The organism is Polaromonas sp. P3_B1 (assembly GCF_056402935.1).
Genome location: NZ_JBFUGK010000016.1, coordinates 24,436 through 40,682 on the forward strand (window position 1 = coordinate 24,436; position 16,247 = coordinate 40,682).

Here is a 16,247-nt window from a genome sequence, read left to right on the forward strand (position 1 = left end):
AAACTATAACACTCGCAAAAACCCTTATTCTTTTCGTTTTCGGCCAGCGGAGGTCCGCGCTTCGTGCCGTCTACGCCTTCTGCTTTGCGCTTTTTTCCCAAAAAATCCGAGGAATAGCATGCCCAAGTCTCGCGTTGCCCATTCATTTGTACTCCCCTCATTTCTGAAATACCAGCCTCTTGCCGCAGCCGCTGCATTGGCTTTGCTTCTTGCCGGATGCGGCAAAGGCTCCGGTGCTCCCGGTGGTGCGCCGCCTCCCGCGGAAGTCGGTGTGGTGACGGTGACCCAGGGCGATGTGGGCCTGATCACCGAGCTGCCCGGCCGCCTGGAGGCATCGCGCGTAGCGGAAGTCCGGGCGCGTGCCGCGGGCATCCTGCAAAAGCGGCTGTTCCGTGAAGGTAGCGACGTCAAGGCAGGCCAGCAGCTGTTCAGCATCGATGCGGCGCCTTATGCCGCCGCAGCCGCCAGCGCCAAGGCCAGCCAGGCTCGCGCCGAAGCCAACCTTGCGCAAGCCGCCGCGCTGGCCGAACGCTACAAGCCGTTGGTGGAGGCCAATGCCGTCAGCAAGCAGGAATACGCCAATGCCGTGGCCGCGCAGAAACAGGCCGAAGCCGACGTGGCTGTGGGCAAGGCCAGCGTGCAGACCGCCAGCATCAACCTGGGCTACGCCTCAGTGACGGCGCCCATCTCGGGCCGCATTGGTCGCGCGCTGGTGACCGAGGGCGCATTGGTGGGGCAGGGCGAGGCCACACAACTCGCGGTGATCCAGCAAATCAACCCCATGTACGTGAACTTCACGCAATCGGCGCCCGAGATCATGAAGTTGCGCGCCGCGATGGACAGCGGCCAGTTCAAGCGCGCCAGCGGCGCCGAAGCCGCCAGTGTGCGCATCGTGCTTGAAGACGGTACTGAATACGCGCGTCCCGGCCGCCTGCTGTTTTCCGACCTGACGGTGGACGCCACGACCGGGCAGGTGACTCTGCGCGCCGAGGTCCCCAACCCGGGTGGCCAGCTGCTGCCGGGCCTTTATGTACGCGTGCGCCTGGAGCAGGCGCAGGTCAGCAATGCCATCACCCTGCCGCAGCAGGCCGTCACGCGCACCGCGCAGGGTGACTCGGTCATGGTGGTGGGGGCCGACGGCAAAGTCAGCCCGCGCCCCATCAAGATCGGCTCGGCCCAGGGCAACCAGTGGGTGGTGCTGGACGGCCTGAAGACCGGCGAGCAGGTCATGGTCGACGGCTTCCAGAAACTGCAGCCCGGCGCCACGGTCAAGCCCGTGCCGTGGCAGGCGCCCGGCGCCAAGCCCGCCGCCGGCGCGGCATCCGCTCCGGGGGCGCCGGCATCGGCAGCATCCGCCGCGACACCCGCCGCTTCCGCCGCTTCCGCGGCAGCGAAGTAAGGAGCCCCAGCACATGTCCAAGTTTTTCATTGACAGGCCGATCTTTGCCTGGGTGATCGCCCTGTTCATCCTGGTGGTGGGCGGCGTGGCGATCACGCAGCTGCCGATCGCCCAGTACCCGCCCGTGGCACCGCCCGCCATCGTCGTCAGCACCGCTTACCCGGGCGCTTCGGCCCAGACGCTGGAAGACAGCGTGCTGTCGGTGATCGAGCGCGAAATGAACGGTTCGCCCGGCCTCATCTACATGGAGTCGGTCGCACAGGCCGACGGCACCGGCAGCATCACGCTGAGTTTTGAGCCCGGCACCAACGCCGAGCTGGCCCAGGTGGACGTGCAAAACCGGCTGTCGCGCGCCTCGCCGCGCCTGCCCGCCGCGGTGACGCAGCAAGGCGTGCGCGTCGACAAGTCGCGCTCCAACTTCCTGTTGTTCACCATGCTCTCGTCCGACAACCCCGCGCATGACCCCATCGCGCTGGGCGACTATGCGTCGCGCAACATCGTGCCCGAGCTGCAGCGCGTCAAAGGCATAGGCCAGGCCCAGCTGTTCGGCAGCGAGCGCGCCATGCGCATCTGGCTGGACCCGGCCAAGCTCCAGGGCGTCAGCCTCTCGGCCAACGACGTCAACACCGCGATCCGTGCGCAGAACGCCCAGGTGTCAGCCGGCAGCATAGGCGACCGTCCCAACGTGGCGGGGCAGGGTATCGCGGCCACCGTGGTGGTCAACGGCCAGCTCGGCAACGTCGAGCAGTTCGGCAACATCGTGCTGCGCGCCAACACCGACGGTTCGTCGGTGCGCCTGAAAGACGTTGCGCGCATCGAACTGGGCGGCCAGTCCTACGCGACCTCGGCGCGCCTGAACGGCAAGCAGGCCATCGGTATCGGTGTGCAGCTCGCACCCAGCGGCAATGCCCTGGCTTCGGCCCAGGCCGTGCGCGCCAAGATGACCGAGCTCGAGCGCTTCTTCCCGCAAGGCATGAAGTGGAGCATCCCCTACGACAGCTCGCGCTTCGTCAAGATCTCGATCTCGCAAGTGGCTGAAACTTTGTTCGAAGCCGTGGCGCTGGTGTTCCTGGTGATGTTCCTGTTCCTGCAGAACTGGCGTTACACCATCATCCCGACCATCGTGGTGCCTATCGCGCTGCTGGGTACTTTTGCCACCTTGCTGGCGCTCGGCTTTTCGATCAACGTGCTGACCATGTTTGGCATGGTGCTGGTCATCGGTATCGTGGTGGATGATGCGATCGTCGTGGTCGAGAACGTCGAACGCATCATGACCGAAGAAGGCCTGCCGCCGCTGGAGGCCACACGCAAGGCCATGCAGCAGATTTCGGGCGCCATCATCGGCGTGACCGTGGTGCTGATCTCGGTGTTCGTGCCGCTGGCCTTTTTCGCGGGTTCGACCGGCAACATCTACCGCCAGTTCTCGGCGGTGATGGTGTCGTCCATCGCCTTCTCGGCCTTCATGGCCCTGTCGCTCACGCCGGCCTTGTGCGCCACGCTGCTCAAGCCCGTCGAGGCCGGGCACCATCACGCCAAGACCGGCTTCTTCGGCTGGTTCAACCGCGGCTTCTCGCGCACCGCCAAGAGCTATGAAGGCGTTGTCGCGCGCATCCTCAAGCGCGCGGCGCGCTACCTCATCATCTACGTGGCCATCATTGGCGCGGTCGCGGTGGTCTACCTGCGCCTGCCGACCTCCTTCCTGCCCAATGAAGACCAGGGCAACCTGCTGGTCAACGTGCAACTGCCGCCGGGTGCCACCTATGAGCGCACGCTGTCGGTGATGCAGACCGTCGAAGGTTTCATGCTCAAGCAGCCTGAAGTTGAAAGCATGGTCGGCGTGCTGGGCTTCAGCTTCTCGGGCCAGGGGCAGAACGCGGCACTCGCCTTTGTGACGCTCAAGGACTGGAAAGAGCGCGACGGTGAGCAGCATTCGGCCAGCGCCGTAGCAGGCCGCGCCTTCGGTGCGCTCATGGGTGTGCGCGACGCCTTCATCTATCCGCTGAGCCCGCCGCCTATTCCTGAATTGGGCACAGCTTCGGGCTTCAGCTTCCGGTTGCAGGATCGTGGCGGTGCAGGCCACCAAGCGCTGGTCAATGCGCGCAACCAGTTGCTGGGCATGGCTTCCAAGAGTCCGGTCCTCGCCCAGGTCCGTCCTGATGGCCTGGAAGATGCTCCGCAGCTGCAGATCGACATCGACCGCGACAAGGCCAACGCGCTGGGCGTGAGCTTTGACTCGATCAACTCGGTGCTGTCGACCTCGCTGGGTTCGAGCTATGTGAATGACTTCCCGAACCAGGGCCGCCTGCAGCGTGTGGTGGTGCAGGCCGATGCGCCGTCGCGCATGCAGCCCGACCACCTGCTCAGGCTTAACGCCAGCAACAGCAAGGGGCAGCCCGTGCCGCTGTCGGCGTTTGCCACCACGCGCTGGATCACCGGCGCGATGCAGACGGTGCGCTACAACGGCTACCCCGCGATGCGCATAGGCGGCAGTGCCGCGCCGGGCTACAGCACCGGCGCCGCCATGGCCGAAATGGAAAAGCTCGCGGCCCAACTGCCCCAAGGCTTCGGCTTTGAATGGACGGGCCAGTCGCGCGAGGAAAAACTCGCAGGCTCGCAAGCCACCTTGCTCTATGGCTTCGCGATTCTGGCGGTGTTCCTGTGCCTGGCCGCGCTGTATGAGAGCTGGAGCATTCCGTTGGCTGTGATTCTGGTCGTGCCGCTGGGCGTCATCGGCGTGCTGCTGGCCACGCTGTTCCGCGGCTACGCGAATGACGTCTACTTCCAGGTCGGCCTCATCACCATCATCGGCCTGTCGGCGAAGAACGCGATTCTGATCATCGAGTTCGCCAAGGACCTGCAGGCTCAGGGCAGGGGCGTCATCGAGTCCGCACTGGCGGCGGCCCACCTGCGTTTCCGCCCCATCGTCATGACCTCGCTGGCTTTCGGCCTGGGTGTGGTGCCCCTGGTGATCGCCTCAGGCGCGGGCTCGGCGAGCCAGCGCGCCATCGGTACCGGCGTGATAGGCGGCATGATCACCGGCACGGCCCTGGCGGTGATTTTTGTCCCCGTGTTCTTCGTGGTGGTGCGCGGCCTGTTCAAGGGCAGCGAACGGCAAAACAGGATGTATTCCGAGCATGCCAAAGCGGCAGGCATCACCGGAGAGGAAGGAAATGAAGGTAAGGCCCATGAGTAAATCCCCATCCAGGTTCCCGCAGCTTCTGGCGCTGGGCGCGGCAGCGCTGCTCGCCGGCTGCTCCATGATCCCGAAGTACGAGCGGCCGGCCGCCCCGGTGGCCGACCAATATCCCACCGCCTCGGGCTGGATCGCCGAGTCCGCGCAGACGCAACCTGCCCCCAACACCCCGGCCGCAGCCGACATCGAGTGGCAGACCTTCTTTAGCGACCCGCAACTGCGCAAACTGATCGACGCGGCGCTGCGCAACAACCGCGACCTGCGCATCGCCGTGCTCAACATCGAGCAGGCGCGCGCGCAGTACCGGATACGGCGCGCCGACCAGTTCCCGACCATCAATGCCGGCATCACCGGCTCGCGCCAGCCCAATGCCAACGGCAACGGCAGCATTACCAGCTCCTACACCGGTGGTTTGATCATGACCTCCTACGAGCTGGACTTCTTCGGCCGCGTCGCCGCCCTCAAGGAGTCGGCGCTGGCGCAGTACCTGGCGACGGAAGAAGGGCGCAAGACGACCCAGATCAGCCTGATCGCCGCGGTGGCCAACACCTACCTGAGCCTGCTGGCCGACGAGGAACTGCTGGCGATCACGCAGCAGACGCTGGCCACGCGGGAGGAATCCTTCAAGCTCAGCAAGCTGCGTTTTGACAACGGCGTCAGCTCCGAACTGGACTTCCGCCAGGCCGAGTCGCTGACCGAGGCGGCCCGCGTTTCCCTGGCCCAGCAGGTGCGCCAGCGCGCGCTGGACCAAAACGCCCTGACCCTGTTGATTGGGCAACCACTCACCGGTGAGCTGGCAGTGGCACTGCCGGCCGGTAAAGGCCTGGCCGATGCGCCCCTGATGATTGATGTGCCACCCGGCTTGCCTTCCGATTTGCTGACCCGCCGCCCCGACGTGCGCCAGGCCGAGCAGCAACTGCTGTCAGCCAATGCCGACATAGGCGCGGCGCGCGCGGCTTTCTTTCCGCGCATCTCATTGACGGCCAGCGCCGGCAGCGCCAGTTCGCACCTGAACGGCCTGTTCAAGAGCGGCTCTTACGGCTGGACCATGGCGCCGCAGCTGATCCTGCCGCTGTTTGATGCGGGCCGCAACCGCGCCGGCCTTGATTCAGCCAACGCCGGGCGCGACATCGCCATCGCCCAGTACGAAAAATCCATCCAGACGGCTTTCCGCGAAGTGGCCGATGCCCTGGCCGGCCGTGCCACCCTGGGTGAGCAGCTGCGCGCCCAGCAGGCCCAGGCCAACGCCGAAGCCACGCGCTTCAAGCTGGCCGACCTGCGCTACCAGAACGGGATTGCCAGCTACCTGGACCAGCTGGACGCCCAGCGCGCGCTGTTCACCGCGCGCCAAGCCGTGGTGCAAACCCGCCTGGCCCAGCTGCAAAGCCAAGTCACGCTGTACAAGACGCTGGGCGGTGGCTGGAAGGAGCCACCCCCTGAAGAAGCCCTGAGCCTGAAGGCCGACACCCAGCTGAGCCGCTGAGCCGCCGGGTGATGGCGGTGGCGCCGGCCGGCAGGCTCAAGCCCGGGCCTTGAGCTGGTTCGAGAAATCGTGGTTGACGTCGCGGTGGCCGGCTTCGTCATCACGAACCGCCAGCACCACATCGCGCAGGCGTGCATCGGGGGCCAGCTTCCAGTAATCGATGGCGATCTGCGGCGCGGCCACGTTCTCGTAGTGCCCGTCGTCTATGCCCGCAAGGTATTCGGTGTAGCTGTAAACGGCCTCTTCCTCAAAGTAGCCGACCAGCCTGTGCGCCGTGCGCGAAGACAGCAGGTACAGCAGGAAGAACAGGTTGTAGAAAATCCCCTGCGCGAGCATCACCATCCAGCGCTCCAGCTGGCTGGGCCTGGCGATCTGGATGAAGGTCATCAGGTGCATGCGCTCGTTCTCCGCCTCGTCCAGCAGGATGCGTATCCAGCCCTCGTCACCCTTCATGCTGCGCAGGGACTTCAGGTGGACCAGCGCGCCGCCTACCATGCCGGGTACGGCGGCCACGGTTTCCAGCACCACGGCGCGGTTGCCGTAGCGGCCGGCAAAAAAGGTGTCGGCCAGAAAACGCAAAAATCGGGTCGCACGCCAGGCAAACCAGTCCGAGAAATCCGACGGCGCATGGTGCACCTGAAACGATGCGGCTGAGGACATGAACGCTTCTCCTCGAACGGTTGCGAATTGCAGTTGGGGGGTACTGGACCCGTAAAGTCAGCCGCTTTAAATGGAGCAGCGCAAACCGGCCGCGGTTCGGGGGCGGAATTTCATTGAAGCACGAATATCCGAAAAAGTGCATCTAGCACTTTTTTCGTATGCAAATCCATGTCATGCCTGCGATGCCATGCAAGGGGTTCCCAGCATGGGCCACGCAGGCGTTTGGACCGGGTTCGCAATTGTGAGCAAGTGTGCGGAATGTATCCCCGCAAGTTGCTACAGCTCCCTCAGGTCACCTGAGCGACAAGGCACGGTAATTGCTGAAGGGTTACTCCCTACGGGGCGGCATCAGGGGCGGCGGTATATTCCCGCCCACTGACAGGCCAAACGTCAAGCCGCCTTCACGGGAGGCGAGACGCTCCATCCACCACGGCGGGCCATAAGCCCGCCTGTTTTTTTATTCGGGAGTGCAAACAAGCATGAACTCAAACTGGACGATGAAAACCCTGGCCGGCGCCGTGCTGCTGGCCTTTGGCGGCCTGGCCGTCGCGGCCAACGTACCCGCGGGCGTGAAACTGCATGAGACCCAGGAGCTGGTCCGCAACAACGGCTCCGAGCCTGAAACCCTGGACGCCGCGCTGGCGACCGGTGTGCCGGCCAACAACGTGATCCGCGACATGTTTGAAGGCCTGTGCGCCGCGGACAACAACGGCAAGATCGTGCCCGGCGTGGCGGAGAGCTGGAAACAGGTCGACCCGCAAACCTGGGTCTTCAAGCTGCGCAAGAACGCCAAATGGTCCAACGGCGACAACGTGACCGCCGACGATTTCATCTACAGCATGCGCCGTTTCGTCGACCCCGCGACCGCGTCGAAATACGCCTCCACCTACGGCGTCTTCCTGCTCAATGCGAAAGAGATTATCGAAGGCAAGAAACCCGTGACCGAACTCGGCGTCAAGGCCGTCGATCCTTATACGCTTGAAATCAAGACGCCTTTCCCGGTCAGCTTCTTGCCCGAGGTCGTGTCCAACCCCCAGCTCGCGCCCCTGCACAAGGCCACCATCGAAAAATTCGGCAAGGACTGGACACGGCCCGCCAACATGGTGAACAACGGCGCCTTTTCGCTCAAGGACTGGCAGGTCAACAGCAAGATCATCCTGGTCAAGAACCCGGCGTACTGGGATGCGAAGAACGTCCAGCTCAGCAAGGTCACCTACCTCTCGGTCGAGGACGGCAATGCCGACGTCAAGCTCTATGAGTCGGGGGAAAACGACTGGGTCTACCAGCTTCCCCCCGGCACCTACGACAAGTACAAGGCGCAGTACCCCAAAGAGATCCGCAACACGGACATGCTGGGCCTGCGCTACTACTCGCTGAACAATGCGGACCCGGCCCTCAAGGACATCCGCGTGCGCAAGGCGCTGTCGATGGCGCTGGACCGCGACATCCTGGCGCAGCGCGTCACGGCCGACGGGCAGACCCCGGCCTACGGGGTGATCGTCAAGGGCACTTCGGGCGCAGATGTGACCACCTACGACTGGGCCAAATGGCCCGCCGACAAACGCGTGGCCGAGGCCAAAAAACTGCTGAAAGAAGCTGCGCTTCCGGCGGGCACCAAGCTCAAGTTCTCTTACAACACCAGTGACTATCACAAGAAGATGGCTATCTTCGCGGCTTCCGAGTGGAAGACCAAGCTGGGACTGGACGTGGAGCTCGAGGCCATGGAGTTCAAGGTGCTGATCAAAAAGCGCACCGACAAGGACTACCAGATGGCCCGCAACGGCTGGATCGCCGACTACAACGACGCCACCACCTGGCTGACCCTGGTGCAGTGCGACTCCGACCAGAACTACCACAACAGCTGCAACCGCAAGGCCTCCGCGCTGATCGACGAAGGCAACCAGCAGCTGGACCCGGCCAAGCGCAAGGTCCTGCTGACCCAGGCGGCGAAGATGATCATGGAAGACTACCCCATCATCCCGCTGCTGCAGTACACCGTGCCGCGCCTGGTCAAACCCTATGTGGGCGGATATTCGACCACCAACGCGCTGGACCGCTACCGCGGCAAGGACCTGTACATCATCAAGCATTGATGAGCTGCAACGGGGCAGGCGCCCGCGCGCGCCTGCTGTCCGGTTGCTGTACGACCTGTTTTCACCGCACCTTAAATTTTCTGATGCCATACCGGCTGTTCAGGGCTAAGCTGTACCCGGCCCGCGCATTCATGCGCCCCCACTAGCCCGGAGATATTCCATGTGGTCCTACACCTTCAGGCGTGTCCTCGCAACGATCCCAACCTTGCTGGCCGTGGTCACCGTCTGCTACCTCCTGCTGCACGGCACGCCGGGCGGCCCCTTCGACGACGAGCGCAAGGTCTCCGCGGCCGTGCTGGCCAACCTGCAGGCCAAATACCACCTCGACCTGCCGCTGTGGCAGCAGTACCTGTACTACCTCAACAGCCTGCTGCACGGCGACCTGGGTGCGTCCTTCCGTTATGCCGACTGGTCGGTCAACGAGCTGGTGGCCAAGGCGCTGCCTGTTTCCGCGGCGATAGGCGGTGGCGCCATCCTCATCTCGCTGTTTGTCGGCGTCTTTCTGGGCACCATGGCCGCTCTGCGCCAGAACAGCGTCGTCGACTACCTCGTGATGCTGCTCGGCAATGCCGGCCATGTGTTTCCGTCCTTCGTGATCGGGCCGGTGCTGATCCTGGTGTTCGCGGTCTGGCTCAAGGTCGCGCCGGCCGGGGGCTGGGATGATTTCTCGCCTCGCTTCATGGTGCTGCCCATGTTGCTGCTGATACTCATCAACGTGGCCACGATAGGGCGCGTCATGCGCGGCAGCCTGATCGAGGTGCTGCACAGCAACTTCATACGCACCGCGCGCGCCAAGGGCCTGCCCACGCGCACCATCATCCTGCGCCACGCCCTCAAGCCCGCGCTGCTGCCAGTGGTGTCCGTCATGGGCCCGCTGGCGATTTCCTCGATCACCTCGGCCATCGTGACCGAGTCGGTGTTCTCGCTTCCGGGCATCGGCAAGCTGATCGTCAACGGCGCGGCCAACCGCGACTACACCCTGGTGCTGGGCCTGGTGGTGCTGGTGACCGTGATCGCCGTGACGCTGAACCTGCTGGTCGACCTGGCTTATGCCTTGCTTGACCCGAAGATCCGGTACTGAAGCGAAGCGCCATGTTGTTCAGGAACAAAGACAAACAGGACCGGCTGGCCGCGGCGCTGGGCAATGCCCTGCAAACGGCGCCGGCCGACATTGCGGGGCGCAGCCCCTGGGCCGATGCGCGCGTGCGCTTTTTGCGCAACAAGGCGGCGGTGTTCAGCCTCGGCCTGCTGGCTTTCATCACGCTGTGCTGTATCGCCGGGCCCTGGCTTCTGCCGCACGCCTTTGACGCCGCAGACTGGGACGCCATGAGCCTGCCGCCCACGCTCAAGAACGCGCATTTTTTCGGCACCGACGAATCCGGCCGCGACCTGCTGGTGCGCAGCCTGGTCGGCGGCCGCGTGTCGCTCATGGTGGGTTTTCTGGCAACGCTGTCGGCCGTTACCCTGGGAATCGTCTGGGGCGCGACGGCGGGCTTCATCGGCGGCAAGGTGGATGCCTTCATGATGCGCGTGGTCGACATGATGTACGCCGTGCCCTATCTGCTGATCGCCATCCTGATGGTGACCATTTTGGGGCGCGCCTTTTACCTGGTGGTGATCACCATCACGGTGTTCTCCTGGATGGACATGGCGCGCGTGGTGCGCGGCCAGACCTTGTCGCTGCGTTCGCGGGAGTTCATTGAGGCGGCGCGCGCGCTGGGCGTGCCGACGCGGCGGATCATCTTCCAGCACATCGTGCCCAACCTGCTGGGCATCGTGGTGATCTACACCACGGTCACCGTGCCGGCCGTGATCCTGGTCGAGTCGGTGCTGTCCTTCCTGGGTCTGGGCATCCAGGAGCCGATGACAAGCTGGGGCGTGCTGATCCACGATGGTGCATCCGTCATGGAAGTTTCATCCTGGATGCTGCTGTTCCCGGCCTGCCTGCTGTCGCTGACCCTCTACTGCTTCAACTACATCGGGGACGGCCTGCGCGACGCGCTGGACCCCAAGGAACGCTGAGCCGCACCATGAGCCTGATTGAAGTCAACAACCTTGGCGTGCAATTCCAGACCCAGGACGGACCGGTCTACGCCGTCAACGGCATCAACTTTGCGCTGGACCGGGGCCAGACCCTGGGGATCGTCGGCGAAAGTGGCTCCGGCAAAAGCCAGAGCGTGCTGGCCATGATGGGCTTGCTCGCGAGTAACGGCAAAGCCACCGGCCAGGCCCTGTACCAGGGCCGCGACCTGCTGGCCATGAAGCCGGCCGAGCTCAACAAGATTCGCGGCAACCGCGTGGCCATGATCTTCCAGGACCCCATGACCTCGCTCAACCCTTACCTGACGGTGGAGCGGCAGATGACCGAAGTGCTGCAGTTCCACAAGGGCCTGGACCGCAAGGCGGCGCGCGCCCGTTCAGTGCAACTGCTGGATGCTGTCAAGATTCCCGATGCGGCGGGCCGCATCACCCTGTACCCGCATGAGTTTTCGGGCGGTATGCGCCAGCGCGTAATGATCGCCATGGCTCTGCTGTGCGAACCCGAAGTGCTGATCGCCGATGAGCCCACGACCGCGCTGGACGTCACGGTGCAGGCGCAGATCATCGCCTTGCTGCGCGAGCTGCAGCGTGACTTCGGCACCGCGATCGTCATGATCACGCACGACCTGGGCGTGGTGGCGGGTCTGTGTGACGAGGTGATGGTGCTTTACGGCGGGCGCGTGATGGAGCAGGGCAGCGCCGACAGTATTTTTTACCGCGCCTCGCACCCTTATACGGTGGGGCTGCTGGGTGCCATACCACGGCTGGACGCGGACGACGAGGCGTTGGTCGCCATTCCCGGAGCGCCGCCCAATATGGCCAAGCTCCCCAGCGGTTGCCCGTTCAGCGAGCGCTGCACACTGGCCAGCGAGCAATGCCACGAAGTGCTTCCGGCGCTGCTGCCAGCCGCGCACGATGCGGCCGTGCTCAGGGCCTGCCACCGTTCTGTGGAAGCCGTCTCGGAACTGTCAGGGAAGGGGGTTGCCCATGCATGAGGCGAGTTCTCTGATCGCTCCCATCCTGTCGGTGCGCGACCTCAAGGTTTACTTCCGGATCAAGGCGGGCGGCGCCTGGCCCTGGTCGCCGGCCCGCATCCTCAAGGCGGTGGACGGCATTTCCTTCGACATCCACGCCGGTGAAACCCTGGGCGTGGTGGGCGAGTCGGGTTGCGGCAAATCGACGCTGGCGCGCGCGGTGCTGAACCTGATCCCGGCCACCGCCGGCAGCATTGCCTGGATGGGCCGGGAGATGACCACGGCCTCCAGCGACGCCTGGCAGGCGGCCAGGGCGGACATCCAGATGATCTTCCAGGATCCGCTGGCCTCGCTGGACCCGCGCATGACCATTGCGCAGATCATCGCCGAGCCGTTGCGTACGCATCGCCCGGCCATGCCCGAGGCCGAAGTGATGCAGCGCGTCAAGGCCATGATGGGCCGCGTCGAGCTGATGCCGCAGCAGATCAACCGCTACCCGCACGAGTTCTCGGGCGGCCAGTGTCAGCGCATAGGCATTGCGCGGGCCCTGATCCTGGAGCCCAAGCTCATCATCTGCGACGAGCCGGTGTCGGCACTCGACGTTTCCATCCAGGCGCAGATCATCAACCTGCTCAAGGAGCTGCAAAAGTCCATGGGCCTGGCGCTGATCTTCATCGCCCACGACCTGGCCGTCGTCAAACACATCAGCGACCGCATTCTCGTGATGTACCTCGGGCATGAGATGGAAGTCGCGTACAAAAAAGCGCTGTATGCCGCGCCGCGCCATCCCTACACCCAGGCCTTGCTGTCGGCTATCCCGATTCCCGACCCGGCGCTGGAGCGCAAGAAGGTGATCCAGTTGCTGCAGGGCGACCTGCCGTCACCCATGGCGCCGCCTTCGGGCTGTGTGTTCCGCACGCGCTGCCCGCTGGCGATCGCGCGCTGCGCCGAGGAGGTGCCGGCGCTGCGTCGCCTCAGCGAGCAGACGGAAGCGGCCTGTTTGCTGGCCTGATCAGCGCTTGCTCACCTGATAAGGCACAGGTAGACCGCAAAAATAGCCACCAGCCATAAGGTCTCGATCAGCATCAGGGCCATGGGCCGCCAGCCCAGCTTGACGAGTTCTTCGAAGGAAGTCTTGATACCCAGGGCCGCGATGGCGACCACCAGGCAGACACGCGAGACCTGGCCAAGTGCTTCGTTGAGCCGCGGCGTGACCACGCCCAGGCTGTTGGCCAGCACCAGCGCCATGAAGCCGACCAGGAAAAAGGGCAGCAGCGGCGTGCGCGGGCCGGCATCGCCGGTGCTGCTTCGCCTGCGCCAGTACCAGGCCAGAACGGCGACCACGGGCACCAGCAAAGTGACACGGAACAGCTTGACGATCACCGCGACGTCGCCGGTTTCGTGCGACATCATCAGGCCCGCGCCCACCACCTGCGCCACGTCGTGGATGGTGCCACCCAGGAAGATGCCGGCGCCGCTGTCATCCAGCCGCAAAATTTTTGCCAGCAGCGGGTAGACCACCATGGCCAGCGTCGACAGGCCGGTGACGCCGACCACGGTCAGCAGCGTGTGGCGTTCGTTGTCCTGCGTTTTGGGCATGACCGCCGCCACGGCCAGGGCCGCCGATGCGCCGCAGATGGACACCGCCGCGCCGCACAGCAGGCCGAAGTCGGTGCCTAAACCCAGGCGGCGCGCCAGCCAGGCGCCCAGCGCGATGGCGCTGGCAACGGCGATCACCGCGGTAGCTAGCGGCCCCATGCCCAGTTGCCCGATTTGCGCCAGCGTGATGCGCGCGCCCAGCAAGGCTACGCCTATGCGCAGCAGCGTCCTGGCGCAGAACTCGATGCCGGGCCGGCAGCGCGCGTCCTGGTAGAGGAAGTGAAAAGCCAGGCCGAACAGCAGTGCGTACAGCAGTTGCGGGCCGCCGTAGTGCTCTGAGAGAAAGGTCGCGCCCAGCATGATGAGCAGGGGTAAAGCCAGGCCTGGCCACAGGCTGCGGGCGTGAAGAAGCCAGGGACGCGCAGCGCTGAGCATGGTCGTGCAACCTCGTAAAAAAAGAAGGGAGGGACGCCTCGAAGGCGCGGAAGAGGCGTGGGGCTCAAAGGCCCCGGTCGTCAGGCTTGCAGCGCGGCAAAGCCCTGCTGCAAATCGGCCAGCAGGTCGGCCGGGTCTTCGAGCCCGATGTGCAGCCGGATGATCTGGCCGCGGCCCGACCAGTCGGTCACGCTGCGTGCATTGCGCAGGTTGGCCAGCGTGACCAGGCTTTCGTAACCGCCCCAGGATGCGCCCAGGCCGAACAACCGCAGGCCGTCGATCAGTCGCTCGGCAGCGGCTTGATCGAATGGCGGCTGAAGCTCGAAAGACAGCAGGCCGTTGGTGCCTTTGCAGTCGCGTTTCCAGAGGGCGTGGCCGGGGTCGCTGGGCAGGGCCGGGCAGAACACAGTCGCCACTTCGCTGCGCGCTTGCAGCCAGGCCGCTACTTTCAGGGCGCCGGCTTCGTGCACGGCCAGGCGCGCCGCCATGCTGCGCGTGCCGCGCAGCACCAGCCATGCGTCGTCGGGGCTCACCGTCATGCCGAAGGCGTCGCTGCGCTCATTGAGCGCCTGCCAGGCGGCTTGCGTGGTGGCGACGGTGCCCATCATGACGTCGGAATGGCCCGACAGGTATTTGGTGGCGGCCATGACGGACACGTCGGCACCCAGCGCCAGTGGCCGGTACTGGTAGCCGGATCCCCAGGTGTTGTCGGCCACCAGCAGGGCGCCCCGCGCATGGGCGATGGCGGCCAGGCGCGGCAGGTCGCACATCTCGTACACGAGCGAGCCCGGGCATTCGGTGTAAACCATGCGCGTGCCGGCTTCGAACTTCTCTTCCACGTCGCTGCCGTCGGCCGCAAAAAAAGTGCAGCGGATGTTGTAGGGCGTGAGGAAGGACTCGACCAGCTTGCGCGCCGGCTCGTAGACGCTGTCCGACATCAGCACATGGTCGCCGGGCTTGAGGTAAGCCAGCAGCGTCATCGCGATGGCAGCCAGGCCTGTCGGGAAAAGCCGTGTGCGGTAAGCGCCTTCGAGCTCGCTGACCATGTCTTCCAGCGCGTAGTTGGTCGGGTTGCCGCGCGCGCCGTAGGTGAATACGCGTTCCTCGCCGCGCCGCTGGCGCATCTCGCGCTGATGCGCCGTGTTGTCGAACAGCACGGTGCTGGCGCGCACCACGGGCGGGTTGACCGGTCGCCCACCCTCAAAAGCCGGCTGCTTTCCGGCGTGCACCAGGCGGGTCAGGGGGGAAGGGCTGGGCAGCTTGGCCTGTGGAGATGGTTTGCTCATGTCGGAAAGCCTGGTTGAATGAGGGCTCAGTCTAGCTTGGCGCCCGAGAGTTTGACGACGCGCGACCAGCGGGCGATGTCGGCCTTGAGCTGCGCGGCAAAAGCCGCCGACGTGTTGCCGACCACTTCGCTGCCGCCGTCGGTGATCAGCTTGCTGACTTCCGGCGTCTTCAGGGAACGCACGATGCTGTCGTGCAGGTAGGCCACGCGTTCAGGAGGCGTGCCGGCCGGTGCGAAGAAACCGTACCAGTCTTCAAAGGTGGTGTTCTTGTAGCCCAGCTCTTCCAGCGTGGGCACCTTGGTGAACACGCCGATGCGGCGCGGGCTGGTGACGGCCAGTGCGCGCATCTTGCCGTTCTGGATGAAGCTGGACACCGAGGCGGTGGAGGTGATGAGCACGTCCACCTGGCCGCCCAGCAGGTCGGTGATGGCGGGCGCAGCGCCTTTGTAGGGCACGTGGGTCATGCCGATGCCGCTGTCTTTTTCCAGGACCACGCCGACCAGGTGCGAGAGCGTGCCGTTGCCGGGCGTGGCATAGGTGACGCGCCCGCCGGGGGCCTTGGTTTGCGCAGCCAGGTCGGCAAAGCTCTTCAAGGACGAATTGCTGGGCACCACCAGCACCAGGGGCGCGGCGTTGATCTGGGTGATGGGCACAAAGTTCTTCAGCGGATCGAAGCCCGGCGAAGCGTAGAGGGTTGGGTTCACGGCCATCAGAGAGACCTGGCCCGTGAGCACGGTGTAGCCATCGGGTTTGGCGTCGGCCACGGCCTTGGCGCCGATGTTGCCGCCGGCGCCGCCGCGGTTGTCGACGACCGCGGTCTGGCCGGTGATGTCGGACAGGCGGGTGGTCACAAAACGCGTCGTAGCGTCATTGCCGCCGCCGGCGGGGAAGGGCGATACGAATTTAATGGGCTGGTTGGGGAAGCCGCCGACCTGGGGCATGGGTTGCGCGGACGCGGCGCCGTGCACGGCGAGCAGGGCGCAGCAAAAAGAGGCGGCGGTGAATTTCAGCTGGGCAAGCATGGGGGCTCCTGAATGAAGGGAAGCAAACAATAGAAAGGAAGGGCGAGGTCGCCGGCCGCGCCG

At 64.9% G+C, this 16,247-nt stretch carries 12 protein-coding genes; 8 read left to right on the forward strand and 4 right to left on the reverse strand.

All coding sequences use genetic code 11. The annotated features are described in order from the left end of the window. The first annotated feature begins 118 nt into the window (after positions 1 to 118). The 3 genes from AC1DXS_RS11170 to AC1DXS_RS11180 are packed head-to-tail and all read left to right on the forward strand — an operon-like array spanning position 119 to position 6,075. Entirely contained in the window at positions 119 to 1,399 is a 1,281-nt protein-coding gene (locus tag AC1DXS_RS11170; protein WP_477737575.1) for an efflux RND transporter periplasmic adaptor subunit, read from the forward strand. A gap of 13 nt (positions 1,400 to 1,412) precedes the next feature. Further along, positions 1,413 to 4,592 carry an efflux RND transporter permease subunit gene (locus AC1DXS_RS11175; protein ID WP_477737576.1) on the forward strand — a complete coding sequence of 1,060 codons (3,180 nt, stop codon included), beginning with the start codon at positions 1,413 to 1,415 and terminating at the stop codon, positions 4,590 to 4,592. Further along, positions 4,585 to 6,075 (forward strand): efflux transporter outer membrane subunit, encoded by a 1,491-nt coding sequence (locus AC1DXS_RS11180; RefSeq protein ID WP_477737577.1) that lies wholly within the window; start codon positions 4,585 to 4,587, stop codon positions 6,073 to 6,075. The genes AC1DXS_RS11175 and AC1DXS_RS11180 overlap by 8 nt, the downstream gene beginning before the upstream one ends. A 36-nt stretch (positions 6,076 to 6,111) precedes the next feature. Here AC1DXS_RS11180 and AC1DXS_RS11185 read toward each other — a convergent pair whose 3' ends face one another. Beyond that, positions 6,112 to 6,735 (reverse strand): alternative oxidase, encoded by a 624-nt coding sequence (locus AC1DXS_RS11185; RefSeq protein ID WP_477737578.1) that lies wholly within the window; start codon positions 6,733 to 6,735, stop codon positions 6,112 to 6,114. Between the two features lie 479 nt (positions 6,736 to 7,214). Here AC1DXS_RS11185 and AC1DXS_RS11190 point away from each other — a divergent pair, with 479 nt between their 5' ends. The 5 genes from AC1DXS_RS11190 to oppF all read left to right on the forward strand — a co-directional run bounded on the left by AC1DXS_RS11190 (position 7,215) and on the right by oppF (position 12,854). Further along, positions 7,215 to 8,828 carry a peptide ABC transporter substrate-binding protein gene (locus tag AC1DXS_RS11190; protein ID WP_477737579.1) on the forward strand — a complete coding sequence of 538 codons (1,614 nt, stop codon included), beginning with the start codon at positions 7,215 to 7,217 and terminating at the stop codon, positions 8,826 to 8,828. 160 nt (positions 8,829 to 8,988) lie between these two features. Next, a complete protein-coding gene (oppB, locus tag AC1DXS_RS11195; protein WP_477737580.1) occupies positions 8,989 to 9,909 on the forward strand; it encodes an oligopeptide ABC transporter permease OppB in 921 nt (306 codons plus the stop codon). A gap of 11 nt (positions 9,910 to 9,920) precedes the next feature. Next, positions 9,921 to 10,850, forward strand: coding sequence for an ABC transporter permease subunit (locus tag AC1DXS_RS11200; protein WP_477737581.1), 930 nt, complete (start codon positions 9,921 to 9,923; stop codon positions 10,848 to 10,850). Between the two features lie 8 nt (positions 10,851 to 10,858). Further along, positions 10,859 to 11,863: an oligopeptide/dipeptide ABC transporter ATP-binding protein gene (locus tag AC1DXS_RS11205; protein ID WP_477737582.1), complete on the forward strand. Its 1,005-nt coding sequence runs from the start codon at positions 10,859 to 10,861 to the stop codon at positions 11,861 to 11,863. Further along, on the forward strand, positions 11,856 to 12,854 hold the full coding sequence (gene oppF, locus AC1DXS_RS11210; RefSeq protein ID WP_477737583.1) for a murein tripeptide/oligopeptide ABC transporter ATP binding protein OppF: 999 nt from the start codon (positions 11,856 to 11,858) through the stop codon (positions 12,852 to 12,854). Before AC1DXS_RS11205 ends, oppF begins: the two co-directional genes overlap by 8 nt. 11 nt (positions 12,855 to 12,865) lie before the next feature. Here the strand turns inward: oppF and AC1DXS_RS11215 are convergent, their stop codons facing one another. The 3 genes from AC1DXS_RS11215 to AC1DXS_RS11225 form a co-directional block, all read right to left on the reverse strand. After that, positions 12,866 to 13,876: a YeiH family protein gene (locus AC1DXS_RS11215; RefSeq protein ID WP_477737584.1), complete on the reverse strand. Its 1,011-nt coding sequence runs from the start codon at positions 13,874 to 13,876 to the stop codon at positions 12,866 to 12,868. 80 nt (positions 13,877 to 13,956) lie between these two features. Then, positions 13,957 to 15,162, reverse strand: coding sequence for a cystathionine beta-lyase (gene metC, locus AC1DXS_RS11220; RefSeq protein WP_477737585.1), 1,206 nt, complete (start codon positions 15,160 to 15,162; stop codon positions 13,957 to 13,959). A 26-nt stretch (positions 15,163 to 15,188) separates the two neighbouring features. Beyond that, positions 15,189 to 16,184, reverse strand: a complete 996-nt coding sequence (locus tag AC1DXS_RS11225) for a Bug family tripartite tricarboxylate transporter substrate binding protein (RefSeq protein WP_477737586.1) — start codon at positions 16,182 to 16,184, stop codon at positions 15,189 to 15,191. Positions 16,185 to 16,247 lie beyond the last annotated feature (63 nt).

What these genes read in the sequence shown, in the direction of transcription:
- AC1DXS_RS11200 (WP_477737581.1), top strand. Translation starts at nt 9,921, where the DNA reads ATGTTGTTCAGGAACAAAGACAAACAGGACCGGCTGGCCGCGGCGCTG.
- oppF (WP_477737583.1), top strand. Translation starts at nt 11,856, where the DNA reads ATGCATGAGGCGAGTTCTCTGATCGCTCCCATCCTGTCGGTGCGCGAC.
- AC1DXS_RS11175 (WP_477737576.1), top strand. Translation starts at nt 1,413, where the DNA reads ATGTCCAAGTTTTTCATTGACAGGCCGATCTTTGCCTGGGTGATCGCC.
- AC1DXS_RS11185 (WP_477737578.1), bottom strand. Translation starts at nt 6,735, where the DNA reads ATGTCCTCAGCCGCATCGTTTCAGGTGCACCATGCGCCGTCGGATTTC.
- oppB (WP_477737580.1), top strand. Translation starts at nt 8,989, where the DNA reads ATGTGGTCCTACACCTTCAGGCGTGTCCTCGCAACGATCCCAACCTTG.
- metC (WP_477737585.1), bottom strand. Translation starts at nt 15,162, where the DNA reads ATGAGCAAACCATCTCCACAGGCCAAGCTGCCCAGCCCTTCCCCCCTG.
- AC1DXS_RS11190 (WP_477737579.1), top strand. Translation starts at nt 7,215, where the DNA reads ATGAACTCAAACTGGACGATGAAAACCCTGGCCGGCGCCGTGCTGCTG.
- AC1DXS_RS11170 (WP_477737575.1), top strand. Translation starts at nt 119, where the DNA reads ATGCCCAAGTCTCGCGTTGCCCATTCATTTGTACTCCCCTCATTTCTG.
- AC1DXS_RS11215 (WP_477737584.1), bottom strand. Translation starts at nt 13,876, where the DNA reads ATGCTCAGCGCTGCGCGTCCCTGGCTTCTTCACGCCCGCAGCCTGTGG.
- AC1DXS_RS11180 (WP_477737577.1), top strand. Translation starts at nt 4,585, where the DNA reads ATGAGTAAATCCCCATCCAGGTTCCCGCAGCTTCTGGCGCTGGGCGCG.
- AC1DXS_RS11205 (WP_477737582.1), top strand. Translation starts at nt 10,859, where the DNA reads ATGAGCCTGATTGAAGTCAACAACCTTGGCGTGCAATTCCAGACCCAG.
- AC1DXS_RS11225 (WP_477737586.1), bottom strand. Translation starts at nt 16,184, where the DNA reads ATGCTTGCCCAGCTGAAATTCACCGCCGCCTCTTTTTGCTGCGCCCTG.